Below are 25640 nucleotides of genomic sequence, written 5' to 3' on the forward strand. Positions count from 1 at the left end.
GTTTTTCCCCCTTAGTTATTTTTTGTTATTATTTGAGTCTTTGGATATGGTATTTCTATGTTAGCTTCATCAAGAGCCATTTTAATTCTCTTTCTAAGCTCAACCTCTGCACTCCATTGCTCCATAGGCTTTGTTTTACCCCAAACAGTAATATTTACGCTAGAATCAGCTAATTCAGTAACTCCCCATACTTTCATAGGTTCTGTTATATTAGTATTCTCTTTGTTATACTCATTACAAACATTATTTATAACTTCAATAGCATTATTTATATCTTCTTCATAAGCTATTCCTACTATTACCTGAACTCTCATACTACCTTTACAATCATTAGTTACAATCCTAATCATTCCATTAGGAATAATATGTAGAGAACCATCAAAATCCCTAAGTTCTGTAGTTCTAAGTCCTATAGCTTCAACAACTCCACTTACATTTTCAATAGTAACATAATCTCCTACATTATATTGATCATCAAAAAGTATAAATACCCCATTAATTACATCTTTGACAAAGCTTTGGGCTCCTAAACCTACCGCAACTCCTCCAACAGATGCAAATGCCCAAGATATATTTCCAAATATACTTGATAGCATTGTTGTTATACCAATAAAATAAACAGAATATCTTAATATACTCTTTAATAAAGTTCCTATTGTATTAGCTTTTCTAGAATCTATTGAAAATTTAAAATTTGTATCCATCTGTTTTTTTACAGCTTTATTTATTATTCTATCTCCAGCTTTAATAGTAAGCCCCATAAGAACCCCTATTATAATTACTGTTATTAATTTTTGTAATAGAAAATCAATTGTTGATAAAGGTATTTTTATTCTACCAAGCTTCAAATAATCAAAATCAAAATTAATTCCAAGTATACTATCTAATAACATCAAATTCCCCTTTCACATATTTTTCTTTCAATTTATTATTTATATATTTCAAAACCCTTACTTGTTATTGAATATATATTTTTAAATTTAATATCTAAAGTTTCAATTTTTTCTAACTGATCTTTATTAAAAGCAGAACTTATTCCACAACTTTTTGTTATGTATGTTGGTGTTGGCATTATTATAAAAGCTATTCCATTCTCTTTTAAAATTCTTTCACCTTCCATAGCCTCATGTGTATTATTAAAAACCATTATAAAATCTTTCATATAAATTTCCCTCCATAAATGTATTAACGATATTAGTATATATTATAAGTAACCATTATAAAAGTTCCCTCTTTGAAAATAATGGTGAAAGCTTTCCATTTTTGAATTATAATAGAATTATGTAATTTTATAAAAACAAATTATAAAAGGAGTTTGAGTATGTCTTTCTTTTATTTAAAGGCTATTTTATCCGGAGTTGTAACAGGCCTTTTAGTGTCTATACCCTTAGGCCCTGCAGCAATCGAAGCCGCAACTCAGTCATTAGATATTGGTTTCAAAAAGGGATTTGAAGTCTCTTTAGGCGCAATAGCCGCCGATTATTTATACATACTACTTATAAACTTTGGAGTAGCTCAATTATTAAATTTAAATAGGTATGTAGAATGTGCTTTTTGGATTATTTCTGGACTAGTTCTTATAATAATAAACTTAGTTTTTAAATCAACCCAAAAAAGTTTAGATGAAAAGTGTATACAAAAGATAGAGAATCATAAAACTGGAAGTGGTTTTATGAATGGTTTTTTAATAACTTTTGTTAATCCAATGACACTTTCTGTTTGGATGGCAGTAAGTGCTGGAGTAATGAGTATATGGAAGATTTCCGGTAGACATTTCTTTATAGTAGCCTTATGTTCAATGTTTTTAACAACATTATCTTGGTTTATTTTATTAAATCTTATGGCAGCTAAAGGAGGAAATTTAATCAAAAAAGAACTTACTGGAAAAGCTAATACTGGCGTTAAATATTTTATGGTCATACTTGGATTAGCATTTACCATATACGGAATATTTAAAATTTTCATGTGAGGTTTTTATTTATGAATAGAATTTATTTTGATAATGCAGCCACAACCTTCCCAAAGCCAGATTCGGTTTTAAAGGCTATGTTTGATTACATGAGTAATCAAGGTGGAAGTGCAAATAGAGGTTCATCATCAACCGCTCTACAAAGCAGTAGATCTGTTTATCAATGTAGATATGAACTATCTAAATTTTTTAATTTTCCTAAAAGTGAAAATGTAGTTTTTACAAATAATATAACTACTTCATTAAATATGTTACTTTTAGGAATAATTCAATCTGGCTGGCATATAATTACTACATCTATGGAACATAATTCTGTTTTAAGACCATTAGTAAAAATTAGTGAAGAGGTTCCTAATGTAGAATTAGATATTGTAGAATGTAATAAACAAGGGTTAGTGTCAGTTGAGAAAATTAAAGAAAGAATTAAAAATAACACTAAATTGATAGTTTTATCTCATGCATCTAATTTAGTCGGAACAATTCAACCAATTGAAGAAATAGGTAAAATTTGTAAAGAAAATAATATCTTCTTTATTCTAGATTCTGCTCAAACAGCAGGTGTTGTACCTATAGATATGACAAAATTAAATATAAATGCATTAGCTTTTACAGGACATAAATCTCTTTTAGGCTCCTCAAGGAATTGGAGGATTTATAATAGATGATAAATTAAATTCTGTATGCAAAAATATTTTTTCTGGTGGAACAGGGAGTAACTCTTCCTTAATAGAGCATCCTCAAGAATTACCTGATAAATTTGAATATGGAACTCTAAATACCCCTGGAATAATAGGTCTTTTAGAAGGTATTAGATTCATAGAAAAAGAAGGTATAGAAAATATTAAAGATAAAGAAGAATTTTTATGTCAAAAGGCTATGGATTTATTATCAGCAATACCAGAAGTAAAAATTTATGGTCCTATTGATGCAAAGAAAAAAACTTCAACAATCTCATTTAATATAGAAGGAATGGATCCTGAGTTCACAGGATTTTTATTAGATAGTGAATTCAACATAACTTGCAGAACTGGAATTCACTGCACACCACAAGCTCATAAAACTGTTGGTTCTTACCCTGCTGGTAGCATAAGAATCAGTTTCGGTTATTTTAATACATTAGAAGAAGTCTATAGATTTGTTGAGGTTATAAAAGAATTAATTTCAAGGAGGTAGACTTCTAAATATATGAAAACTTTAATTACTAAAGGTGAAAAATTAAGTGTGTTTTTTATTTTATACACACTTATATTTTTTATCTTTTTTTACACATTGAAATATACTTTACCCTTTATTTTAGCCTTTATCTTTTCTTTAATCCTTAAAACCCCAACACAATTTATAATAAAAAAATTCAAATTAAATATTGGAGTAGCTTCATTTATTAGCACACTTTTTTTCTTTTTATTAATTATAACTTTTTTATCTCTTTTTATTATGTCTTTAACCTATGAATCATCTTCATTAGCTACACATATTCAAGAAATGATAAATTCTAATTCAAAAGAATTTCAAAGAACTTTTGATAACTTTCAAATATGGTTTGAAAATATTTTTATTGATAGTGAAACTTTCAACTTAATAAAAAATACTATTATTTCTTCACTAAAAGAATTCGCTTTAGTAATTCTTTCTTTTGGAACAAACTTAATTCAAAAAATAATTTTATTAATAAGCTATCTTCCTTATACAATTATGCTTCTTGTTTTTACTATGATTTCAACTTATTTTATTTCTAAAGAATTAAATTCTATAAATTTTAAAAAAATACTATCTAATTATTTAAATGCTAACTACAGCAAAAAAATTTTAACTATTATATATGAAATTAAAAAAATGTTTTTTAATTATTGTTTATCATATTCTTTTTTAATTTTTTTATCTATGTTTTTAACTTTTATAGGTTTCTCAATTTTAAAAATAAAGTATTCATTATTACTAAGTATTTTTGTTGGACTATTAGACTTGATCCCTATTTTAGGTATGCCTCTAATTTATTTTCCTATAATAATTATTAATTACCTATCTGGTAATATTTTTACATCAATAGCTCTTATAATTCTTTATCTATTAATATTTTTTATAAGACAATTTTTAGAACCAAAATTAATGTCCTCAACCTTAGGAATACATCCACTAATTATGTTAATTTGTATTTTTATAGGTTTAGAATTAAACGGCTTTCTAGGAATTATATTTTGTATGTTTTTTATAATATTTTTTAATATTTTTAGAAAAGTTAATATTTTATAAGTATAACCTCCTTATTTATGTCAATAATTGTTAATAAGGAGGTTGTTATTATGTGTACAAGTTTTTATATAGATTCTTTAGATCCTAAAGCTTCATTTAAAATAAGAGATTATCTTTGTGAAGAACTTTCACCAGTAATAAAAGAAAATAGACCAATAATTTTTATCTGTATAGGTTCTGACCGTTCAACAGGCGATGCCTTAGGTCCATTAATAGGAGAAAAAATTAAATTTTTATCTAAAAACAATGTCTTTGTTTATGGAACATTAGAAAATACAATACATGCAAAAAATTTAAAAGAAACAATGAAATTAATAAAATCGAAGCATAAAAGACCTTTTATTATAGCTATAGATGCTTGTTTAGGCTCTGTAGAGAATGTGGGGCAAGTACTCATTGAAAGGAGACCTATACGACCTGGAATAGCACTTAATAAAGATTTGCCTCCAGTTGGAGATTTAAGCATATTAGGAATAGTTAATATATCAGGTTCATTAGAATTTATGGTTTTACAAAATACTAGACTATATACAGTTATGCTTTTAGTTAATGCTATTTCTAGTGGAATACATCATTGTGTTCTAAAATCTGTTGGCTTTAAGAAGAACATTATAGATTCAACTTTAGAAAACATCCTATAATGTTTCACGTGAAACATTTTTATAATTATCCCCCAATTAATTCAATGTTTCACGTGAAACATTTTTTGAAATAAAAAAGCTATATGAAAAATAATTATTAAATATTAATAAAATATATTTTTCATATAGCTTGATTCTATTATTTATTCATAGCAGCATTTAAAACATGTAGTTCTTCATCTGATAAGTCATATCTTGATATTCCTTTATCTATTGGCTTAGCATATGTTGTGCTATAATCTCTTCCATATATTCCAGTTAAGATAACACCATTATTTTCTCCATCTAATAAAGCTACCGAGAAGCTTAAGTCACTTCCTACGTCTTCAAAAGCTTTATATCTTATTACTGATACCTTTTGAGTGCATTTTTCAACTTGCTCTTTTAACATTTTATTTGTTTCTACAGTCTCTGCTGAAACATCTTTAACTTCTTCAACTTTATCTAAATAAGAATTTATAAGTTCTTCTAGGTTCTTATTATTAACCCCCCTCATAATTCTTCTAAACTTATTTTCAACTTTGTTTAAACTTCTGAAAGCTACAATTAATAGTATAAACTGAATTAAAACTAACACTATTAATCCTATTGTTATATAAGTTGAATACTGTCCTAGTATATTTAATACATTTTCCATGTAACTTATCATCCCTTCATGTTTTTTTAGAATGTTTCACGTGAAACATTCTAAATATTTATAATGTCTAGTATTCTTTGTAAGTCTTCTTCTGAATAGTATTCTATTTCTATTTTCCCTTTATTCTTACTTGAATTTAAATTTACTTTAGTTCCAAAATAATCTTGAAGTCTATCTCTAACATCTTTGTAATAAGGGTTAAGAGGTTTTCTTCTTTCTGATGTTTTTTCTTCAACAACATCATTTAACATCTTCTTAACTAATTTTTCTGTTTCTCTAACAGAAAGAGAGTTGTCTATTATCTTTTGAGCAACTTCATATTGAACATCATTTTCTAAAGGTAGTATAGCTCTACCATGTCCTTCAGAAATAACTCCTTCAATAACATATTCCTTAACTCTATCATCTAACTTTAATAATCTCATTGTATTAGTTATAGTAGTTCTTGATTTTCCTATTGTCTGAGAAAGCTCTTCTTGAGTTAAACTATATTCTTTTAATAATCTCTCATAAGCTAATCCTTCCTCAATAGGGTTTAAATCTTCTCTTTGTATATTTTCAATAAGAGAAATCTGTAGAAGTTTTTCATCGGAAATATCCATTAATAATGCTGGTACTTCTTCTAATTGAGCAATTTTTGCTGCTCTATATCTTCTTTCCCCTGCAATTATTGAATACCCTTTATCTTCTTTTTTTAATATTAAAGGTTGTATTATCCCATGTTCTTTAATAGATTCTGCTAATTCTTTTAATTTATTATTATCAAAGAATTTTCTTGGTTGTTTTTCATTAGCCTTTATTTCTTTAATTTCTATTTTTATTATTCCGTTATCTTTTTCTTTTTTTTCCTTAAGATTTTCCTCTGGTATTAAGGCACCTAATCCCTTACCTAATCCAAACTTCTTAGCCATCTATTTTCACTCCCTGCCTTTTTAGGAATTCCTCAGTTAATTTTTCATAAGATTTAGCTCCCCTACATTTTTCATCATATAAACATATTGGTAATCCAAAGCTTGGAGCTTCTGCTAATCTAACATTCCTAGGAATAGTAGTTTTATATAATCTATCTTTGAAGTATTCTTTTACTTCCTTATAAACCTCTGTGCTTAAGTTTGTTCTTGAATCATACATAGTCATAACTACACCTTCGATATCAAGATCTTTATTAAGAGATTTTTTTACTAAATTTATTGTATTTATTAATTGACCAACACCTTCTAAAGCATAGTATTCCGCTTGAATTGGTATTAAAACACTTTGAGATGCAACTAAAGCATTTATTGTTAAAACTCCTAGAGATGGTGGACAATCTATAAATATGTAATCAAACTTATCTTTTATTTTATTTATTTGATTTATAAGTATATGTTCTCTATCTTCTCTATCTATTATTTCTACTTCTGCACCTGCTAATTCCATTCTTGCTGGAACTACATAAAGATTTTCTACTAATTCACTTTTTATCATTATTGATTCTATATCTTCACCTTCAGTTAATAAGTCATAAATAGACTTGTCTAATTTTCTTTTATCTATACCTAAACCACTTGTTGTATTACCCTGAGGATCTATATCTATTGCTAAAACCCTAAATCCTTGCATAGCTAAATCAGAACATATATTTATATTTGTTGTTGTTTTTCCAACTCCACCTTTTTGATTAAAAACACAAATTGTTTTCATTAAGTTTCATTCAAGAATTATAACATCCTTGAACATTCACCTCCCTTCTCACTATCTATTTTATTATATATTTTTACAATACATATTAAAAGATGATATTATGTAATTTATGGTCAAAAAGTAAAAAAAGTAAGAATGTTTCACGTGAAACATTCTTACTTTTTATCTTTTGGTATGTTTATTGTTATTTGAACATATTCTCCACAATCTTTTGACTTATATTCCGCAGGAATTTTAAATTTATCAAAAATTTGTTTTATAGAATTAACATATATTTTTGTAGGAAAAACTCCTAATATTTTTTTCTTTCCCTTTGAGTTTAATTCATCTCCAGCAAGCTTTAAAAGTTCCTTATTTATAAGCTCCTCAGTTTTCTTTACATTTAAAGAATTCTTAACTACTGCTTTTATAACTTTTAATTGAAGCTTTTCTTCTGGTAAAGAGAGTAGTGCTCTTGCATGTCTTTCTGTAAGATTATTTTCTAAACAGATTTCTCTTACTTTTCCATTTAGCTTTAATAGTCTTAACTTATTTGCAATTGTAGATTGTTTTTTACCCATTCTGTTTGCTAATTGTTCTTGAGTAAAATTGTGATCCTGAATTAAATTATAATAAGCCTCAGCTTCTTCTATAAAATTTAAATCTTCTCTTTGAAGATTTTCAAGAAGAGCAATCTCAGCTGATTCTTTTTCAGTTATATCAACAATATTGCAAGGAACTTTTTCTAAACTAGCTAATTTTGCAGCTCTTAATCTTCTTTCCCCTGCTACTAGTTCATAAATATCTCCTATCTTTCTAACTGTTAAAGGCTGAATTATTCCATGATTAACAATAGAAATAGAAAGTTCTTTTAAAGCTTCTTCATCAAAGTATTTTCTAGGTTGATAAATATTAGGCACTATGTTTTCAACACTTATATGTATTATTTCGTTCCCCATTCTCTAACTCCTTATCCCCATTTATGTAATAAATTAATTTAATTATTTTTATTTTAAAGGCTTCTTAGTTACATTTCCTGCTTTTCTTGGATAAGTTTTTGGTGTATTTTTTACTTTGTTTACTATAACTAAATTGTGGTTTAAATCTGTTCCTTCTATTTCAACTTCTATTATTCCTTTAAGTTTTCCTCCTAGAGTACCAATAGCATTTCTTGAATCACTTAATTCTTCAGTTATGTTTGGTCCTTTTAAAGCAATGAAGTTCCCATTAACTTTTACATATGGAATACAGAATTCACTTAGTACAGCCATATTGGCAACTGCTCTTGATGTAGCTATATCAAATTGTTCTCTCATTTCTTTTTTTCTAGCTCCATCTTCAGCTCTTGAATGTATTGTTTCTACGTTTTTTAATCCTAATCTAGTTGCAACTTCATTTAAAAAGTTTATTCTCTTATTTAAAGAATCTAGTAGGGTAACATTTACATCATCTCTCATAATAGCTATAGGTAATCCTGGGAATCCAGCTCCTGTCCCTACATCTATTACTGTATTTGCTTTTTTAAATTCTTCTGCCTTAAAAGCTTTTATACAATCTATAAAATGCTTCTTAACTATTTCTTCGTCCTCTGTTATAGCTGTAAGATTTATTTTTTCATTCCATTCTTTTAATAAATCCTTATAAAGCATAAATTTCTGATACTTGTCTTCATTGAATTCCATTCCAACGCTATCACAAGCTTTTTTCATTAAATCAAAGTATTGCATTCTTAATCCTCCATAACCTTAAGAGTGTAAAAATTTATTTTAATATTATTTTCTACTAAAAAACTAAAGTTATCCACATGTGGATAACTTTTTAAACTGGTATATCAGCACCTTTTCAAAGTATTTAAATATACTTATCCACAGGTGCTGTTGAAAACTTCTTGATAACTAATTAATCTCAATTAATTATTAATTCTCTTTATTACCTTTGTTACTTCTATTATAATGCTCTAAGAATATTAATAAAACTGATATATCAGCTGGGGATACCCCTGAAATTCTTGAAGCTTGACCTATATTTAAAGGTCTTATTTTATTTAACTTCTGAATAGCTTCTATTCTTAAACTATTAACTTCATTATAATCTAAATCTTGAGGAAGAACTTTTTTCTCAAACTTTTTAAATTGAGCTACTTGCTCTAATTGAGTTTGAATATATCCTTCGTATCTAGCCATTATGTTTATTTGATCTCCGATATCCTTTGGTAATTCTGGTCTTTCAGGATCTAAACAAGCTAATGAGAAGTAGTCTAACTCCGGTCTTTTTATAAGTTCATACATTCTTATTGGTTTTTTAAGCTCAGTTGAACCTAATTCAGCTATTTTAGCATTATTTTCTGCTTTATTAGTTATTTGAAGCTCTTTAAGTCTCTCAAGTTCTGCTTCTAAATTTCTCTTTCTTTCTTGGAACTTGTTCCATCTCTCCTCATTAACTAATCCAACATTATGTCCTATTTTAGTTAATCTGAAATCAGCATTATCTTGTCTTAAAATTAATCTATATTCAGCTCTTGATGTCATCATTCTGTATGGCTCATTAGTACCTTTAGTTATTAAATCATCAATTAAAACTCCAACATATCCATCTGATCTTGTAAGTATCATAGGATCTTTTCCTTGAACCTTTAATGCTGCATTTATACCAGCAACGATACCTTGTGATCCAGCTTCCTCGTAACCTGAACTTCCGTTAATTTGTCCTGCACTAAAGAATCCATCTATGTTTTTAAATTCTAATGAAGCTTTTAATTGTGTTGGATCAATACAATCATATTCTATTGCATAAGCAGTTCTCATAATCTCAGCATTTTCAAGACCTGGAACTGTTTTTAACATTTGAATTTGTACATCTTCTGGAAGAGATGATGACATTCCTCCAACATACATTTCTTGAGTATCGTCTCCTTCTGGTTCTATGAAGATTTGGTGTCTTTCTTTATCTTGGAATCTCATTACCTTATCTTCTATAGATGGACAATATCTTGGTCCTACACCTTTTATACTTCCATTGTACATTGGTGATCTATGTATGTTTTCGTGAATTATTTTATGAGTTTCTGGGCTAGTATATGTTAGCCAACATGAAACTTGATCTCTATCTATATTTCCACTTATAAATGAGAATGGAACTATTTCTTCATCACCTGGTTGTTCTATCATCTTAGAGAAATCTACACTTCTCTTGTTGATTCTAGCTGGTGTCCCAGTTTTAAATCTTCTTAATTCTATTCCTAAATCTATTAATGATTGTGAAAGTTCTGTAGCATTACTAAGACCATTTGGTCCTTGGTTATAGCTTACATCACCTATTATAATTCTACTTTGTAAGTATGTTCCACTTGTCATTATAACCGCTTTACATTCGAAGAAAGCACCATTTTTAGTTAAAACACCTTTAACTTTACCATCTTCAACCTCAACAGCAGTAACTTCTAACTGTCTTAAATCAAGGTTTTCTTGGTTTTCTAAAACCTTTTTCATTCTTTCTTGATATTTCTTCTTGTCTGCTTGCGCTCTTAAAGAGTGTACAGCAGGTCCTTTTGATGTATTTAGCATCTTAGATTGAATGAATGTATGGTCTATGTTTACACCCATTTCTCCACCTAAAGCATCAATTTCTCTAACTAAGTGTCCTTTTGCAGTTCCACCTATGTTAGGGTTACATGGCATCATAGCAACAGAATCTAATGTTAATGTACAAACTAAAGTTTTACATCCCATTCTAGCTGCTGCTAGACCAGCTTCGCAACCTGCATGACCAGCGCCTATAACAACTATATCATAACTTCCTGCATTATATCTCATATTTTATCATTCTCCTATTTTCCACAACAAAATTCTGCAAATATTTTGTTTACTAAGTCTTCTTCTAATTCTGCTCCTGTTATTTCACCTAAAGCTCTTAGAGCAGATGTTACATAAATTGATATTAAATCTAAGAATTCATCATTGTTAAGGCCATTTAACGCACCGTCTAAGCCTTCTGAAGCTCTGTATAAAGCTTCTTTATGTCTTGTGTTTGTTACCATAAGACTTTCAGTGTCTATAGCACCATTAAAGAATAATTCTTTAATCTTAGCTTTTAAATCTTCTATTCCGAATCCTGTTTTAGCTGATAATTCTATTTTATTATCTAAGTTATCCACAATCTCTGAGGATAACTTTCTATCTAAATCAACTTTATTTAAAAGTATTATGTATTTTCTATCTTTAATGTATTCTATGATTTCTTTATCTTCTTCATCTAATTCTCTGCTTGTATCTAACATTAATATAACTAGATCAGCTTCATTTATTTTTTCCTTAGATTTTTCTACACCTATTTTTTCTACAACATCTTCAGTCTCTCTTATTCCTGCTGTATCAACTAATCTTACAGGTATTCCATCTAAGTTTATGTATTCTTCTATAACGTCTCTTGTTGTTCCTGCTATGTCAGTTACTATAGCTCTTTTTTCGTTTAATAGAGCATTTAATAGAGATGATTTTCCTACGTTAGGTTTTCCTACTATAACCATACTTAAACCGTCTCTAATAAGCTTTCCTTCATCTGCAGTATTTATTAATTCGTTTATTTTTTCTTTAAGAGTTATAACATCCTCTTTTACCTTTACAGGTATTGTTTCATCAGGTTCCTCATCATCTTCTGTAAAGTCTACAGCATATTCAATTAATGCTAATATATCTAAAGCTTCTTTTCTAAGATTGTTTATTTCAGTTGAAAGTCTACCTTGACTTTGAGTCATAGCTGATTTCATTGATAACTCAGTTTTAGCTTTTATTATATCCATAACAGCTTCTGCTTGGCTTAGGTCTATTCTTCCGTTTAAGAAAGCTCTCTTAGTGAACTCTCCCGGCTCAGCTAATCTTGCTCCAGCCTTTATTACAGTTTGTAGAACCTTGTTAGTAGCAACTACACCACCATGGCAGTTTATTTCGATTGTATCCTCAGCAGTAAAGCTTCTAGGACCTTTCATAAAGCTAACAATTACTTCATCTATAACATTGTCATTTTCATCTATAATATGACCATATCTCATTGTATATGGTTTTATATCTAATAGGTCTTTTCCGTTTTTTCCTCTAAATATTTTATTTACAATCTCAAGAGCTTTATTTCCTGATACTCTAATTATGGCGATTCCGCCTTCTCCTAATGCTGTAGCTATAGCAGCAATAGTATCGAATTCTTTCATAAGCTCCTCCTTTTTTTATGTAGATTCTCAAATTTGAACTAATATTGATTTTACCCAACAAAGCGCAATAAGTCAAAATTTTAAATCATATTGTTTGTGGTAAAAATTTATGTTTTTTCTAAATCATTTAATAGATTACTCTCTTAAAAATACTATCCAATAAATCAAAAGATATTCTCTGAAAAAAAATAAGATGAAAATATATGATTTTCATCTTGAATACATAAATTAATAACATCTAAACTCTAGATATACTCTTACTTCCCACAGTTATGCACAAGTTATCCACAGGTTATCCATAGATTATTGTGGATAAAAAAAAGAAAGCCTAAAGCTTTCTTTTCTATTTCTTTAATTCCACAACAACTCTTCTGTAAGGCTCTTCACCTTCGCTTAAAGTCTTAACAAATTTATTGTTCTGTAGCTCAGAATGAATAACTCTTCTTTCATAAGGATTCATTGGTTCAAGCTTTAATGATCTACCTGACTTTCTTACCTTATAAGCAATTTTATTTGCCAATCTCTTAAGAGTTTCTTCTCTTTTCTGTCTATAATTTTCAGTATCTAGTACAACTCTTTTGTATTTATCTTCTTTAACCTTATTAACAACTAAACTAGTTAAATATTGAAGTGAATCTAATGTCTCCCCCCTGTATCCAATGATGGCTCCCATCTTTGGACCAGTTAGATTTATCTTCACAGCATCATTAGTTTCTTCAATACTTATTTCAGCTTTTACATTCATTTGAGTTAGAACATCATTTAAGAACTTTTTAGCCTCATCAATTCTATCTCTTTTCATTGTAACTGAAATTCTAGCTGGTTTTGTACCTATAAGATTAAAGAATCCTTTACTTCCTTCATCTATAACAGTAAATTCTACTTTATCTTCTGTAGTGTTCAACTGTTTTAACGCATTTCTTAAAGCCTCTTCAACAGTTTTTCCAGTAATCTCAATTGTTTTCATACCCTGTTTCACCACCTTAGAAAGCTAAAAATAATTAATTCGCCTGCTTTGCTTTTCTTTTCTTAGGTAAAACTATTAATACATATGTTTGAGCCATTTGAATTAAATTACCTATTACCCAGTATAATACTAGCATTGAAGGGAATTGAATTGACATTACACCCATCATACCAGCCATCACTATATTCATAGTATTCATATTCATTCCACCTGGTGCTGCACCTGGAGATTGAGTAGACTTTGTCATTAATAATGATGATAAATATGTTGTTGCAGCTGATAATATTGGTAAGATAAATGTTCTATCTGGTGCCCATAAATCACTTAACCATAAGAATGATATACCTTTAAGCTCAGTTAATCCATAAAATACATAGTATAATGCGAATAATATCGGCATTTGGATTAATAGAGGTAAACAACCACTCATTGGATTTACGTTGTTATCCTTGTAAAGCTTCATCATTTCTTGTTGAGCCTTTTCTGGATTATTCTTATATTTCTTCTGAAGTTTAGCTATTTCTGGTTGTATTTCTTGCATCTTTTGTTGAGATTTAGTTTGCTTTATGTTTAATGGTAATAATATTAATCTTACTAATAAAGTTAATAAGAAAATTGTTATTACGTATCCAGCACCTTCACTAACAAAGCCTAATGAAGCCACAAAACCGTGGATAGCTTGGAATATCAATGTAAATAAATCAGTTATTGGTTTTAAGATCGTCTGCAATACATTACCCTCCTATATTTAAAACGGATATATTTATTTAACAGGATCATATCCACCTTTACAAAGTGGATTACACCTCAATATTCTTCCTATACTCATAAATCCACCTTTAATAGCACCATACTTCTGTATTGCTTCTAATGCATATTGAGAACATGTTGGGTAAAATCTACAACAAGGTCTCTTCAATGGTGAAATGTATTTTCTATAGAATTTAATCATTACTATGAACAACTTTTTCATTATCACGTAGACCTGCCCTCTTTATTAAATTATTCATGGCTTTTCCTACTTGCTTAAAGTCTTTATCGTTTATAGCAACTCTAGCAATAAATACAAAGTCATATCCTGCTTTAAGTTCACTAGAATTAACTCTGTAATTTTCAAGTATAAGTCTTTTGACTCTACTTCTAACTACACTTTTTCCAACCTTCTTACTAACAGATACTCCTACTTTATTGAAACGTTCTCCATCTTTGGTAACATTCTTTCTATTAGGAAAGACATAAAGTACTAGTAAATCATTAGCAAGAGATTTTCCTCTTCTATAAACTGTTCTAAACTCATTGTTCTTTCTTAAACTTAGTAACATTTAAATTTGCTCTCCTTTTTTCTGCTTTCTGATGCAGAAAAAGGCCACAAAATGCGGCCCTTATGCTGATAATCTTTTTCTACCTTTTTGTCTTCTTCTCTTTAAAACATTTCTGCCAGATTTAGTTTTCATTCTCTTTCTGAAACCATGCTCTTTGCTTCTTTGTCTTTTTTTAGGTTGATATGTCATGAACATTTAAATACACCCCCTTCAACCAATATTTTTATTCTAGTATAAAGCTAAAAGCTTTTTACTTATTCGCTAATTTAGGTTTTACTGTTTAATTATATCTTTGAAGTAGCACTCTGTCAAGAAAATAACTCATTTAAAGATTTGTTACAACTACCTAAATTTCCATAGTAAAAGATATATATGCATTGTGGATAATCTAATCTTTTGGCCACTAAATAAAATCTTTACTTAAATATAGAAGAAATATACTATACTATTTCTTTTATATATTATTTCCTCAATTATAAAATTAATTACACCTCTCTCCCTTTTTTTCCTTCCTGTTTTTTAATACTTTTTTATCTTTTACTTCATAACTTACTTTTTTAATTTTTATCTTCTATAATTACATAGAAAAATTTCTTCTTTGTTTTTATGTATATATTTTTATATTTAAAATCCATAAATTAATTAAACTTTAATTGACACTTATTAATTAGTAACATATTTAAATTCAAAATTAAAAGTTATCCACATAATAAATCACATACTGTTATTAAGTTTAAACTTCTATTATTGCTCCCTGTTTTTCTTATGATTTGCCTTAAAAATTTCTTTAAAATAAGGCTTGTATTTATAGTAATTTTAGTCTAAATTACTATATGCATTATATATATTTTGATTAGCCAATAGTTTTTCACAAAATAAGTTATCAACAGCTGTGATTTTTGTGGATAACTTATTGAACCCATATCTTGATTTATGTTATCATATTAATGCATTGTGAATAACTCTATTCTGTTTCACAACTTATCCACACTTGTGAATAACCCTGTTGATAACTTGTATATTCTTTTATTTCATTTTATTTAAATTCTTTTACAACCCTGTTATTTCAACGGTTTATTATGTTCTAACTTTTCAACAAGACTTGTTTATATACTCTTGTTGATATGTTTATCATCATAAAAGTTATCCACATTATCAACAGGCTGTTAATAATTTTATTCACATAATGTAAAATCGTAATCTAATATGTTAATTATATGTGCATAACTAAAAAGTAAAGTCATTTATGATTGGAGGATAGAAGATGGATGCCCAATTAAATAATCTGTGGGAACAAGCATTGAACATAATAAAAGGAGAAATCTCTGAAATAAGCTTCAACACTTGGATTAAGAGTTGTACTCCTATATTAATTTCAGACAATACATTAAAACTTTCTGTTCCTAATGAATTCACTAAGGGAATTCTAGATACAAGATACAAGGACTTACTTATTCAAGCTTTAAAGATTGTTACATCTAGAAAGTTTAAAATTGAGTTCTATCTTGAATCTGATTTAGAAGAAGAGAAAGAAAATGAAGAAAAACAAAAAGAAGAGAAAAAAGAGAAAGCAAAAGATGTTGATGGCTCTATAGTAGTAAGTGATGAAATGTCTGCTACATTAAATCCTAAATATACATTCGAATCATTTGTCATAGGTAATAGTAACCGTTTCGCTCATGCTGCATCTTTAGCCGTTGCAGAGTCTCCAGCTAAAGCTTATAACCCTTTATTTATATATGGAGGAGTTGGTCTTGGAAAGACTCACTTAATGCATGCAATAGGTCATTACATATTACAAGAAAATCCTAAAGCTAAAGTAGTTTATGTGTCTTCTGAGAAATTCACAAATGAGCTTATTAATGCTATTAAGGATGATAAAAACGAAGAATTTAGAAATAAATATAGAAAAGTTGACGTCTTATTAATAGATGATATCCAGTTCATAGCTGGAAAAGAGCGTACTCAGGAAGAATTCTTCCATACATTTAATGCTCTACATGAAGAAAATAAACAAATTATTCTATCTTCAGATAGACCACCTAAGGAAATTCCAACTTTAGAAGATAGATTAAGATCTAGATTTGAATGGGGTTTAATAGCTGATATTCAAGCACCAGATTTTGAAACTAGAATGGCAATACTAAAGAAAAAGGCTGATGTTGAAGGACTTAGCGTTCCAAACGAAGTAATGGTCTATATTGCTACAAAAATTAAATCAAACATAAGAGAACTTGAAGGTGCTCTTATAAGAATAATAGCTTATTCATCATTAACTAATAGAGATGTAAGTGTTGATTTAGCTTCAGAAGCATTAAAAGATATTATATCTAATAAAGAAAGTGCTCCTGTTACTGTAAAAACTATTCAAGAATCTGTAGCTAACTACTATAATTTAAGAATAGATGATTTAAAATCACAAAGAAGAACTAGAAACATAGCATATCCTCGTCAAATAGCAATGTATTTAAGCAGAAAGCTTACAGACATGTCTTTACCTAAGATTGGTGAAGAATTTGGTGGAAGAGATCATACTACTGTAATACATGCTTATGAAAAAATTTCTGAGAATTTAAAGACAGATGAAGGCTTACAAAGTATGATAAATGATATTACTAAAAAACTAACTCAAAAGTAATTAACAAATGTACATAATAACTGTATAATATCTGTGGATAACCTGTGGATTATATTGTTTATTGTTTTTTGCCTGTTAATTTGTTGTGGATAATTATTCACAGTAATCTACAGGTTATCCACAGGCAAAAAATCGCTGTAAACATTGGTATATATAGCTTATAGAAGTTTATCCACAAATCCACAGCTACTATTACTATTATTATTATATATATTATCTATTTATATATCTATTATATAAAAATTCACACTGTGTATAACTTATGTGAATAAGTCCTAGAAGGAGGGTTTAAATTTTGATATTTACATGTGATAAAAATAAACTACAAGAATCTATAGCTATAGCACAAAAAGCTATAACAGGAAAATCAACAATGCCTATATTAGAAGGTCTATACATAGAAGCTTCAGAAAACCTAGTAACTATAATAGGATCTGATAAAGATGTAAGTATAGAGACTAAGTTCGAAGCAGATGTTACAGAACCAGGTAAGTTAGTTGTTGATGCTAAAATATTTGGAGAAATAATAAGAAAATTACCTAATGATAAAATTAAAATAGAGACTGTTTCAGAAGAAGCAATAAGAATAACTTGTCAGAAATCTGTATTTGATTTATTACACATGAATGCAGAAGACTTCCCAAGTCTACCAAAAATAAACGAGAATATGATCTTCTCAATAAACCAAGGAACTCTGAAGAATATGATAAAAGGAACATCTTTTGCTATAGCTCAAGATGAAACTAGACCTATTCTTCAAGGAATACTTTTTGAGATTAAAGATTCTAGACTAAATTTAGTAGCTCTAGATGGATATAGATTAGCAATAAGAAATGAGTCTATAGATACAAACAATACAATCAATGCTGTTATACCTGGTAAAACTTTAAACGAGGTTGCAAAGATTTTAGAGGACTCAGATGAGATAGTAAATATTACATTTACTCCAAATCATATATTATTTAACATGGGTGAGACAAAAGTAATTTCAAGATTACTTGAAGGTGAATTTATAAAATACGATGCTTTATTACCAAAGGAGCATAAATTACAAATTGAAGTTGATAAGCAATCACTTCAAAATGGTATAGAAAGAGCTTCACTTATGGCTAAGGAAGGAAATAGCAACTTAGTTAAGTTTGATATAACTGATGAAAATATAGTAATCACATCAAATTCTCAATTAGGAAAAGTTAGAGAAGAGGTTACTATAAAACTGCAAGGTGAAGAAATACAAATTGCATTTAACTCAAAATATCTTTTAGATGTTTTAAAAAATATGGAAGAGGATAAAATAGAACTAAGAATGACAAGTAGCATATCTCCTTGTATTATAAGAAATAAGAACAATGATTCATGTGAATACTTAGTACTACCTGTTAGAATAGCAAGATAATTTGATTTTAGATTTATAAGCTATGGTTAGTTTAGTAATACTAAACTAACCATAGACCATTTTTTTATTTGATTTTAAAAGGAGATAAGATGTATATAAATGGATATACATCTCGTGAATAATTATGCAAGAGATTAAAATAAATACTGAATTTATAAAATTAGATTCTTTTTTAAAGTGGAGTGGAGCTGTAAGCTTAGGATCAGAAGCTAAAATGTTTGTTCAAGATGGGGAAGTTTTAGTTAATGGAGAAGTTTGTACTCAGAGAGGAAAGAAATTAAGGGTTAACGATACTGTAGAGTTCAATGGTGAAATTTATAAGTTAATTTAAAGATACATAGCCTAAAGAACATAAGAATATGGTATAATTAAATATAGGTGTTTTTATGTATATAAAAAGTTTGCAATTAATTAATTATAGAAATTATGAAAATTTATCAATCAAGCTTTGTCCTAATGTAAATGTCTTTATAGGTGATAATGCACAGGGAAAGACCAACGTAATAGAAGCAATTTATTACTGTGGATTTGCTAAGTCGCATAGAACTAATAAAGACAAGGAGCTAATAGAGTGGAATAAGGACAGAGCTTTTATAAGGTTAGATGTTCATAAAGATAGATTAGATAAAATCATAGATGTGAATATTTTAAAAGACGGAAAGAAAGCTATTAGCATAAATTCAATAAAGATAAGTAAAATTGGAGAATTAATTGGGACGTTTAACGTTGTTATGTTCTCTCCGGAAGATTTAAAGATAGTTAAAGAATCTCCTGGAATAAGAAGAAAGTTTCTTGATATGGAGCTTAGTCAATTAAATAAAAGGTATTATCATAATTTAGTTCAATACAATAAAGTTTTACATGAAAGAAATCTAATTCTTAAAAGTAGAAATGTAAACGAGGAAATGTTAGACATATATGATATACAATTGGCTCAATATGGAGAGAATATTATAAAGACTAGATTAAAGTATATAGAACAGTTAAACAAATATTCTAAAGAAATTCACAAAGAAATAACTTCAGGAAAAGAAGAAATTGAATTTAAATATATTTCGACAGTAAGAGATTTAGATAATATTAAAGATTCTATGATAAAACTATTAGAACAAAATAGAAAAAAGGACATAGATAAGAGAGCAACTTCTATAGGTCCTCATAGAGATGATTTTAATATTTATTTAAATAATATAGATGCAAAGATTTATGGTTCACAAGGGCAGCAAAGGACTTGTGTACTAACAATAAAGTTTGCATCTTTAAAAATAATTAAAGAAATAACTGGAGAATATCCTGTGCTATTATTAGATGATGTATTATCAGAATTAGATTTTAATAGAAAAAGATATGTTTTAACATCTATAAAAAATATACAGACTGTAATAACTTGTACAGGAATAGAAGATTTAACTAGTTATTTAGACGAAAACTCTAAGGTATTTAGAGTGATAGATGGACGTATTCAATGTTAAAGGAGGAGTATTTGTGTTTCTACACTTAGGAGAGAATGTAGTAGTTCCAGTTAAAGACGTAATAGGTATATTTGATATTCAAACTGCTATGTATAGTTCAGATACTATACAATTCTTAAGAATGGCAGAAGAGGATGGATTTGTTGAAAGAATTACAGATGAAAAACCAAAATCTTTTGTTATAGCTGAGATTGATAAGATGAGTAAAGTATACCTTTCACCTATTTCATCATCTACATTAACAAAGCGTACAGATATTAATTATAATCCTTAAATTTTTGAATAAAGATAAGTTTGAGGGAATTAAATAAATTTAAATGTTTATTTAAGTTTTAAAAAGTTATTAAAAATAGGATTGCCATATTTATTTGGTAAGGGTTAACCCATGCCTTTAAACTAATAGTTTTTAAATAATGTTTACATTAAGTGTGAAGGATTGAAGGAATTTCAACTAATTTGTTTGAGATTATTCACGGAAGACCCTATAAAAGGTAAATTGCTGCTATATAGGAGGAGTTATATGTTGGAGCAAAACAATCAAAATTATGATGCTAATCAGATTCAAGTCTTAGAAGGACTAGAAGCTGTAAGAAAAAGACCAGGGATGTACATTGGAAGTACTAGTTCAAGAGGTCTTCATCATTTAGTTTACGAAATTGTTGATAACAGTATTGATGAAGCATTAGCAGGATACTGTAAGAATATAAAAGTTTACATACACAAGGATAATTCAATTACTGTAGTTGATGACGGAAGAGGTATGCCAGTAGGAATTCACCCTAAAATGGGAAAACCAACTGTAGAAGTTATAATGACTGTTTTACATGCTGGAGGTAAATTCGGCGGCGGCGGATACAAAGTATCTGGAGGATTACATGGTGTTGGTGCATCTGTAGTTAACGCTCTTTCAGAACTATGTGAAGTAATTGTTACTAGAGACGGAGATGTTTGGAAGCAAGTTTATCAAAGAGGTGCTGTAATCACAGATTTAGAGAAAATAGGAGAAGCTGAAGGTAGTGGAACTAAGGTTCACTTTAAACCAGATGTTGATATTTTTGAAGAAACTGAGTACGACTTTGAAATTTTATCACAAAGATTAAGAGAGCTTGCATTCCTTAACAAAGGTATAAACATAACTCTTATTGATGAAAGAGAAGATGAAGTTAAGGAAGAATGTTATCACTATGAAGGTGGTATAAAATCTTTCGTAAGTTACTTAAACAGAAATAAAGAGGTTCTACACAAAGAGCCTATTTATGTTGAAGGATTAAAGGATGGAATTTCAGTAGAGGTTTCACTTCAATATCATGATGGATTTAATGAAAATATATTTACTTTTGCTAATAATATAGACACTGTTGAAGGTGGAACTCACTTAGCAGGATTTAAAACTGCATTAACAAGAGTAATGAATGATTATGCTAGAAGATTTGGTCATTTAAAAGATTCAGATAAGAATTTATCAGGTGATGATATAAGAGAAGGATTAACAGCGGTTGTTTCTGTTAAAATTTCTGAGCCTCAATTCGAAGGTCAGACTAAAACTAAGTTAGGTAATACTGAAGCTAGAAGTGCTGTTGATTCAATATCAGGAGAAGGAATATCAATATTCTTAGAAGAAAATCCTGAGGTTGGTAAGGTTATAATAGAAAAAGCATTATTAGCATCAAGAGCCAGAGAAGCTGCAAGAAGAGCTAGAGAACTTACAAGAAAATCAGTTCTTGAGAGAAGTTCATTACCTGGTAAACTTGCTGACTGTTCATCAAAGGATCCTAAAGAGTGTGAAATCTATATCGTTGAGGGAGATTCAGCGGGTGGATCAGCTAAGCAAGGAAGAGATAGAAAATTCCAAGCTATTTTACCATTAAGAGGTAAAATAATGAATGTTGAGAAGCAAAGATTAGATAAAATCTTAGGTTCAGATACTATAAGATCTATAGTAACTGCTTTAGGTGGTGGGATAGGACCTGAGTTTGATATAGAAAAATTAAGATATAATAGAATAATAATCATGACAGATGCCGATGTTGATGGAGCTCATATAAGAACTCTATTATTAACATTCTTCTACAGATACATGAGAGATTTAGTAGAGCAAGGTCATGTTTATATAGCGCAACCACCACTATATAAAATTTCTAAAGGAAAACAAGAAAGATATGCTTATTCAGATTCTGCAGCAGATGAAATAATAGCTGAATTTGGTGGAAAAGATAGTAGCGTAAACGTACAAAGATACAAAGGTCTTGGAGAGATGAATGCAGGACAGCTTTGGGAAACTACTATGGATCCAGAATCAAGAGTATTATTAAGAGCAGATATAGAAGATGCTATGGCAGCTGATGAGATATTTACAATTCTTATGGGCGATAAAGTTGAGCCAAGAAGAGAATTTATTCAGAAGAATGCTAAAAAGGTTAGCAATTTAGATATATAGTACTAATATGAGGTGAAGTACATGAGCTTTAATGAGGGAAAAGTAATACCCATAGATATAAATAAAGAAATGAAAAAATGCTACATAGACTATGCTATGAGCGTTATAGTTGGTAGAGCACTACCAGATGTAAAGGACGGTTTAAAACCAGTTCACAGAAGAATTCTATACTCAATGCAAGAGTTAGGATTATATCCTGAGAAAGGATATAGAAAATGTGCCAGAATAGTCGGAGAAGTTCTTGGTAAGTACCATCCACACGGAGATTCATCAGTTTATGATGCTTTAGTTAGAATGGCACAGGATTTCTCTTTAAGATATATGCTAGTTGACGGACATGGTAACTTTGGTTCTGTTGACGGAGACTCAGCAGCGGCAATGAGATATACAGAAGCTAAGATGAATAAAATAGCTTCAGAAATGCTTAGAGATATAAATAAAAATACAGTTGATTTTGCTCCAAACTTTGATGGTGAGGAAAAAGAACCAGTTGTTTTACCTTCAAGATACCCGAACCTTTTAGTTAATGGTTCATCAGGTATAGCTGTTGGTATGGCAACTAACATTCCACCTCATAATCTAGGTGAAGTTATAGATGGAACTATAGCACTTATAGATAATCCAGAATTAACAAGTTTAGAGTTAATGACTTATATCAAAGGACCAGATTTCCCAACAGCAGGTATAATAATGGGTAAATCAGGTATAAGAGCTGCTTATGAAACTGGAAAAGGTAGAATAGTAGTTAGAGCTAAGGCTGAAATAGAAGAGGAAAATGGAAGACACAAGATAATAGTTACTGAACTTCCATATCAAGTTAATAAAGCTAAGCTTATAGAATACATTGCAGATCTTGTTAAGGATAAAAAGATTACTGGAATATCAGATTTAAGAGATGAATCAGATAGAGATGGTATGAGAATTGTTATAGAACTTAAGAGAGATGCAAATCCAAGTGTAACATTAAATATGCTTTACAAGCATACAAAAATGCAAGATACATTTGGGGTTATAATGCTTGCTTTAGTTGATAATGAACCACAAGTTTTAAATTTAAAGCAAGTTCTAGTTCATTATATAAACTTCCAAAAGGATGTTATAACTAGAAGAACTCAATTTGAGCTTAATAAAGCACAAGAAAGAGCACACATCTTAGAAGGTTTAATAATTGCATTAGACAACATAGATGAAGTTATAAACATAATAAGAGGATCTAAGACTACAGAAATTGCTAGAACTACACTTATAGAAAGATTTGCTTTAAGTGAAAGACAAGCAAATGCAATCTTAGAAATGAAGCTTAGAAGACTTACTGGTCTTGAAAGAGATAAGATCGAAGATGAGTACAATGAACTTATGAAGTTAATTGACTACTTAAATGAAATTTTAGCTAGTGAGGAAAGATTATTAGAAGTTATAAAAGAAGAGCTTCTAGAAATCAAAGCTAAGTACTCAGATGAGAGAAGAACTCAAATTGAAAAGCAAGAAAATGAAATTGATATAGAAGATTTAATACAAGAAGAGGATGTTGTAATAACTCTTACTCATACTGGATACATCAAGAGAATATCTTCAGATGTTTACTCAGCTCAAAAGAGAGGTGGTAAGGGAATACAAGCAATGACAACAAAAGAAGATGACTTTGTTGATCATGTACTTGTTACATCAACTCACTCAAACTTATTATTCTTCACAACTAAAGGTAAGGTTTATAGAATCAAAGCTTATGAGGTACCAGATGCAGGAAGAACTGCTAAAGGAACAAACCTTGTAAATATATTACCTTTAGAAGCAGATGAGAAGATACAAACAGTTCTTTCATTCAAAGATGTTCAGGATGATGGTTACTTATTCATGGGAACTAAACTAGGAATAGTTAAGAAAACTCCATTAAGTGATTTCAAAAATATCAGAAAGAATGGATTAATAGCTTTAAATCTTAGAGAAGGCGATGAACTTCTAAAAGCTAAGATTACCTACGGAGATGCAGATATTATGTTTGTAACTCAAGATGGTAATGCTATAAGATTCAATGAAACAGACGTTAGACCAATGGGTAGAACTGCATCTGGAGTTAAAGCTATTAGCTTAAGAGAAGGTGATATTGCTGTTTGCATGGATATAGCTGTAGAAGGCGAGCAGTTACTAGTTGTAAGTGAAAATGGTTATGGTAAGAGAACTAACTTAGATGAGTATAAAGTTCAAAACAGAGGCGGAATTGGTCTTATAACATATAAAGTATCAGATAAAACTGGTAAAGTTGTTGGTGCTACTGTATGTAAAGAAGATGATGAGCTTATGCTTATAAATAACCAAGGTGTAGCTATAAGAATAAATGTAAGTGGAATATCAGTTACAAGTAGATCTGCAATGGGTGTTAAACTTATGAGAACTCTAGAAGATGAAGCGGTAGTAACTATTGCTAAGATTTCTGGTGGCGATGAGGAAGATATTGAAGAGTTAAATTTACTAGATGAAAATGAAATTGTAGAAGAAGTATCTACAGAAGTTAAAGAAGAAGAAAACTAATAGTATATTTTTAGTTATAATGAACTCTGGTGTTTTTATGCACCAGAGTTTTTTTATAAGAATATAGATAAATTAGATTGTACGTAAAGAATAAAGTATAGGTGTATTTATAAATTAATAATTTTTCTAATAAAATATAATTTAATAATATGATATTCTCAGAATAAGAAAAAAATCCACAATAAGACTAGGTGTGGAGTGTTTATAAATGAACAAATTTATAGGGATTATGTTGATAATTTCTATAAGTTATTTAGTTTTGATATAGAAATATACTATAAACTTTACCAAGTGTATCAGTAAAAGAATTATGGAGTATTTTAAAGAAATATAGAATAATATCAAAATAATTTATCGAAATAAGCATTATGTTAGGGGTTATATATTAACTTTGTGATAAGATATTACTTGTCGCTGATGAACAGCAACAAATCAAAAACAAAAACTTGGCAAACAAGTTAAAAAAGTTTTTTGAAGAAAAATGTTGACAAAGTTCGAAAGTGGTGTTAAACTAAAG

At 29.0% G+C, this 25640-nt stretch carries 24 protein-coding genes and 1 pseudogene; 11 read left to right on the plus strand and 14 right to left on the minus strand.

Going from position 1 to position 25640, the window contains the following annotated elements; all coding sequences use genetic code 11:
* Positions 1 to 11: 11 nt before the first annotated feature.
* Together ACQZHJ_RS17850 and ACQZHJ_RS17855 are read right to left on the minus strand one after the other, a co-directional pair.
* On the minus strand, positions 12 to 893 hold the full coding sequence (locus ACQZHJ_RS17850; protein ID WP_430486816.1) for a mechanosensitive ion channel family protein: 882 nt from the start codon (positions 891 to 893) through the stop codon (positions 12 to 14).
* Between the two features lie 35 nt (positions 894 to 928).
* Entirely contained in the window at positions 929 to 1162 is a 234-nt protein-coding gene (locus tag ACQZHJ_RS17855; protein ID WP_430486817.1) for a DUF3343 domain-containing protein, read from the minus strand.
* Positions 1163 to 1321: 159 nt separating this feature from the next.
* Between ACQZHJ_RS17855 and ACQZHJ_RS17860 the strand changes: the two genes are divergently transcribed.
* The 4 genes and pseudogenes from ACQZHJ_RS17860 to yyaC all read left to right on the plus strand — a co-directional run bounded on the left by ACQZHJ_RS17860 (position 1322) and on the right by yyaC (position 4860).
* Entirely contained in the window at positions 1322 to 1969 is a 648-nt protein-coding gene (locus tag ACQZHJ_RS17860; protein ID WP_430486818.1) for a LysE family translocator, read from the plus strand.
* A gap of 11 nt (positions 1970 to 1980) precedes the next feature.
* Positions 1981 to 3142, plus strand: a pseudogene (locus ACQZHJ_RS17865) (aminotransferase class V-fold PLP-dependent enzyme).
* 12 nt (positions 3143 to 3154) lie between these two features.
* Positions 3155 to 4219, plus strand: coding sequence for a sporulation integral membrane protein YtvI (gene ytvI / locus ACQZHJ_RS17870; RefSeq protein ID WP_430486819.1), 1065 nt, complete (start codon positions 3155 to 3157; stop codon positions 4217 to 4219).
* Positions 4220 to 4269: 50 nt separating this feature from the next.
* Positions 4270 to 4860 carry a spore protease YyaC gene (gene yyaC, locus ACQZHJ_RS17875; protein WP_430486820.1) on the plus strand — a complete coding sequence of 197 codons (591 nt, stop codon included), beginning with the start codon at positions 4270 to 4272 and terminating at the stop codon, positions 4858 to 4860.
* A 139-nt stretch (positions 4861 to 4999) separates the two neighbouring features.
* On the opposite strand, the gene ACQZHJ_RS17880 is transcribed toward yyaC, so the two are convergent.
* The 12 genes from ACQZHJ_RS17880 to rpmH all read right to left on the minus strand — a co-directional run bounded on the left by ACQZHJ_RS17880 (position 5000) and on the right by rpmH (position 14846).
* Entirely contained in the window at positions 5000 to 5497 is a 498-nt protein-coding gene (locus tag ACQZHJ_RS17880; protein WP_430486821.1) for a DUF4446 family protein, read from the minus strand.
* A gap of 50 nt (positions 5498 to 5547) precedes the next feature.
* Entirely contained in the window at positions 5548 to 6408 is an 861-nt protein-coding gene (locus ACQZHJ_RS17885) for a ParB/RepB/Spo0J family partition protein (RefSeq protein ID WP_430486822.1), read from the minus strand.
* Complete coding sequence (locus ACQZHJ_RS17890) at positions 6401 to 7180, minus strand: ParA family protein (protein WP_430486823.1); 780 nt, start codon at positions 7178 to 7180, stop codon at positions 6401 to 6403. The genes ACQZHJ_RS17885 and ACQZHJ_RS17890 overlap by 8 nt, the downstream gene beginning before the upstream one ends.
* Positions 7181 to 7335: 155 nt before the next feature.
* Positions 7336 to 8118, minus strand: coding sequence for a nucleoid occlusion protein (gene noc, locus ACQZHJ_RS17895; protein WP_430486824.1), 783 nt, complete (start codon positions 8116 to 8118; stop codon positions 7336 to 7338).
* Positions 8119 to 8166: 48 nt separating this feature from the next.
* The gene (gene rsmG / locus ACQZHJ_RS17900; RefSeq protein WP_430486825.1) at positions 8167 to 8886 is read right to left on the minus strand and encodes a 16S rRNA (guanine(527)-N(7))-methyltransferase RsmG; all 720 of its coding nucleotides are present in this window, start codon (positions 8884 to 8886) and stop codon (positions 8167 to 8169) included.
* 189 nt (positions 8887 to 9075) lie between these two features.
* Positions 9076 to 10971, minus strand: coding sequence for a tRNA uridine-5-carboxymethylaminomethyl(34) synthesis enzyme MnmG (mnmG, locus tag ACQZHJ_RS17905; protein WP_430486826.1), 1896 nt, complete (start codon positions 10969 to 10971; stop codon positions 9076 to 9078).
* 14 nt (positions 10972 to 10985) lie between these two features.
* A complete protein-coding gene (mnmE, locus tag ACQZHJ_RS17910) occupies positions 10986 to 12362 on the minus strand; it encodes a tRNA uridine-5-carboxymethylaminomethyl(34) synthesis GTPase MnmE (RefSeq protein WP_430486827.1) in 1377 nt (458 codons plus the stop codon).
* A 343-nt stretch (positions 12363 to 12705) separates the two neighbouring features.
* Positions 12706 to 13329, minus strand: coding sequence for an RNA-binding cell elongation regulator Jag/EloR (gene jag / locus ACQZHJ_RS17915; protein ID WP_430486828.1), 624 nt, complete (start codon positions 13327 to 13329; stop codon positions 12706 to 12708).
* A gap of 34 nt (positions 13330 to 13363) precedes the next feature.
* A complete protein-coding gene (gene yidC / locus ACQZHJ_RS17920; protein ID WP_430486829.1) occupies positions 13364 to 14059 on the minus strand; it encodes a membrane protein insertase YidC in 696 nt (231 codons plus the stop codon).
* A 33-nt stretch (positions 14060 to 14092) separates the two neighbouring features.
* On the minus strand, positions 14093 to 14302 hold the full coding sequence (gene yidD / locus ACQZHJ_RS17925; protein ID WP_430486830.1) for a membrane protein insertion efficiency factor YidD: 210 nt from the start codon (positions 14300 to 14302) through the stop codon (positions 14093 to 14095).
* Positions 14274 to 14651, minus strand: a complete 378-nt coding sequence (rnpA, locus tag ACQZHJ_RS17930) for a ribonuclease P protein component (protein WP_430486831.1) — start codon at positions 14649 to 14651, stop codon at positions 14274 to 14276. Before rnpA ends, yidD begins: the two co-directional genes overlap by 29 nt.
* A gap of 60 nt (positions 14652 to 14711) precedes the next feature.
* Positions 14712 to 14846 (minus strand): 50S ribosomal protein L34, encoded by a 135-nt coding sequence (rpmH, locus tag ACQZHJ_RS17935; RefSeq protein WP_430486832.1) that lies wholly within the window; start codon positions 14844 to 14846, stop codon positions 14712 to 14714.
* A gap of 1069 nt (positions 14847 to 15915) precedes the next feature.
* Between rpmH and dnaA the strand changes: the two genes are divergently transcribed.
* The 7 genes from dnaA (at position 15916) to gyrA (ending at position 25123) form a co-directional block, all read left to right on the plus strand.
* Complete coding sequence (gene dnaA, locus ACQZHJ_RS17940; protein ID WP_430486833.1) at positions 15916 to 17289, plus strand: chromosomal replication initiator protein DnaA; 1374 nt, start codon at positions 15916 to 15918, stop codon at positions 17287 to 17289.
* A 295-nt stretch (positions 17290 to 17584) separates the two neighbouring features.
* On the plus strand, positions 17585 to 18685 hold the full coding sequence (gene dnaN / locus ACQZHJ_RS17945) for a DNA polymerase III subunit beta (protein ID WP_430486834.1): 1101 nt from the start codon (positions 17585 to 17587) through the stop codon (positions 18683 to 18685).
* Positions 18686 to 18809: 124 nt separating this feature from the next.
* Complete coding sequence (gene yaaA / locus ACQZHJ_RS17950) at positions 18810 to 19016, plus strand: S4 domain-containing protein YaaA (protein ID WP_430486835.1); 207 nt, start codon at positions 18810 to 18812, stop codon at positions 19014 to 19016.
* A gap of 55 nt (positions 19017 to 19071) precedes the next feature.
* A complete protein-coding gene (gene recF, locus ACQZHJ_RS17955) occupies positions 19072 to 20157 on the plus strand; it encodes a DNA replication/repair protein RecF (RefSeq protein ID WP_430486836.1) in 1086 nt (361 codons plus the stop codon).
* A 13-nt stretch (positions 20158 to 20170) separates the two neighbouring features.
* A complete protein-coding gene (gene remB, locus ACQZHJ_RS17960; RefSeq protein WP_003451015.1) occupies positions 20171 to 20431 on the plus strand; it encodes an extracellular matrix regulator RemB in 261 nt (86 codons plus the stop codon).
* 246 nt (positions 20432 to 20677) lie between these two features.
* The gene (gene gyrB / locus ACQZHJ_RS17965; RefSeq protein ID WP_430486837.1) at positions 20678 to 22594 is read left to right on the plus strand and encodes a DNA topoisomerase (ATP-hydrolyzing) subunit B; all 1917 of its coding nucleotides are present in this window, start codon (positions 20678 to 20680) and stop codon (positions 22592 to 22594) included.
* 21 nt (positions 22595 to 22615) lie between these two features.
* A complete protein-coding gene (gene gyrA, locus ACQZHJ_RS17970; RefSeq protein ID WP_430486838.1) occupies positions 22616 to 25123 on the plus strand; it encodes a DNA gyrase subunit A in 2508 nt (835 codons plus the stop codon).
* Positions 25124 to 25640 lie beyond the last annotated feature (517 nt).

This window comes from Clostridium sp. B9, assembly GCF_050509515.1.
Classification (GTDB): Bacteria; Bacillota; Clostridia; order Clostridiales; family Clostridiaceae; genus Sarcina.

What these genes read in the sequence shown, in the direction of transcription:
- ACQZHJ_RS17850 (WP_430486816.1), bottom strand. Translation starts at nt 893, where the DNA reads ATGTTATTAGATAGTATACTTGGAATTAATTTTGATTTTGATTATTTG.
- ACQZHJ_RS17855 (WP_430486817.1), bottom strand. Translation starts at nt 1,162, where the DNA reads ATGAAAGATTTTATAATGGTTTTTAATAATACACATGAGGCTATGGAA.
- ACQZHJ_RS17860 (WP_430486818.1), top strand. Translation starts at nt 1,322, where the DNA reads ATGTCTTTCTTTTATTTAAAGGCTATTTTATCCGGAGTTGTAACAGGC.
- ytvI (WP_430486819.1), top strand. Translation starts at nt 3,155, where the DNA reads ATGAAAACTTTAATTACTAAAGGTGAAAAATTAAGTGTGTTTTTTATT.
- yyaC (WP_430486820.1), top strand. Translation starts at nt 4,270, where the DNA reads ATGTGTACAAGTTTTTATATAGATTCTTTAGATCCTAAAGCTTCATTT.
- ACQZHJ_RS17880 (WP_430486821.1), bottom strand. Translation starts at nt 5,497, where the DNA reads ATGGAAAATGTATTAAATATACTAGGACAGTATTCAACTTATATAACA.
- ACQZHJ_RS17885 (WP_430486822.1), bottom strand. Translation starts at nt 6,408, where the DNA reads ATGGCTAAGAAGTTTGGATTAGGTAAGGGATTAGGTGCCTTAATACCA.
- ACQZHJ_RS17890 (WP_430486823.1), bottom strand. Translation starts at nt 7,180, where the DNA reads ATGAAAACAATTTGTGTTTTTAATCAAAAAGGTGGAGTTGGAAAAACA.
- noc (WP_430486824.1), bottom strand. Translation starts at nt 8,118, where the DNA reads ATGGGGAACGAAATAATACATATAAGTGTTGAAAACATAGTGCCTAAT.
- rsmG (WP_430486825.1), bottom strand. Translation starts at nt 8,886, where the DNA reads ATGCAATACTTTGATTTAATGAAAAAAGCTTGTGATAGCGTTGGAATG.
- mnmG (WP_430486826.1), bottom strand. Translation starts at nt 10,971, where the DNA reads ATGAGATATAATGCAGGAAGTTATGATATAGTTGTTATAGGCGCTGGT.
- mnmE (WP_430486827.1), bottom strand. Translation starts at nt 12,362, where the DNA reads ATGAAAGAATTCGATACTATTGCTGCTATAGCTACAGCATTAGGAGAA.
- jag (WP_430486828.1), bottom strand. Translation starts at nt 13,329, where the DNA reads ATGAAAACAATTGAGATTACTGGAAAAACTGTTGAAGAGGCTTTAAGA.
- yidD (WP_430486830.1), bottom strand. Translation starts at nt 14,302, where the DNA reads ATGAAAAAGTTGTTCATAGTAATGATTAAATTCTATAGAAAATACATT.
- rnpA (WP_430486831.1), bottom strand. Translation starts at nt 14,651, where the DNA reads ATGTTACTAAGTTTAAGAAAGAACAATGAGTTTAGAACAGTTTATAGA.
- rpmH (WP_430486832.1), bottom strand. Translation starts at nt 14,846, where the DNA reads ATGTTCATGACATATCAACCTAAAAAAAGACAAAGAAGCAAAGAGCAT.
- dnaA (WP_430486833.1), top strand. Translation starts at nt 15,916, where the DNA reads ATGGATGCCCAATTAAATAATCTGTGGGAACAAGCATTGAACATAATA.
- yaaA (WP_430486835.1), top strand. Translation starts at nt 18,810, where the DNA reads ATGCAAGAGATTAAAATAAATACTGAATTTATAAAATTAGATTCTTTT.
- recF (WP_430486836.1), top strand. Translation starts at nt 19,072, where the DNA reads ATGTATATAAAAAGTTTGCAATTAATTAATTATAGAAATTATGAAAAT.
- gyrB (WP_430486837.1), top strand. Translation starts at nt 20,678, where the DNA reads ATGTTGGAGCAAAACAATCAAAATTATGATGCTAATCAGATTCAAGTC.
- gyrA (WP_430486838.1), top strand. Translation starts at nt 22,616, where the DNA reads ATGAGCTTTAATGAGGGAAAAGTAATACCCATAGATATAAATAAAGAA.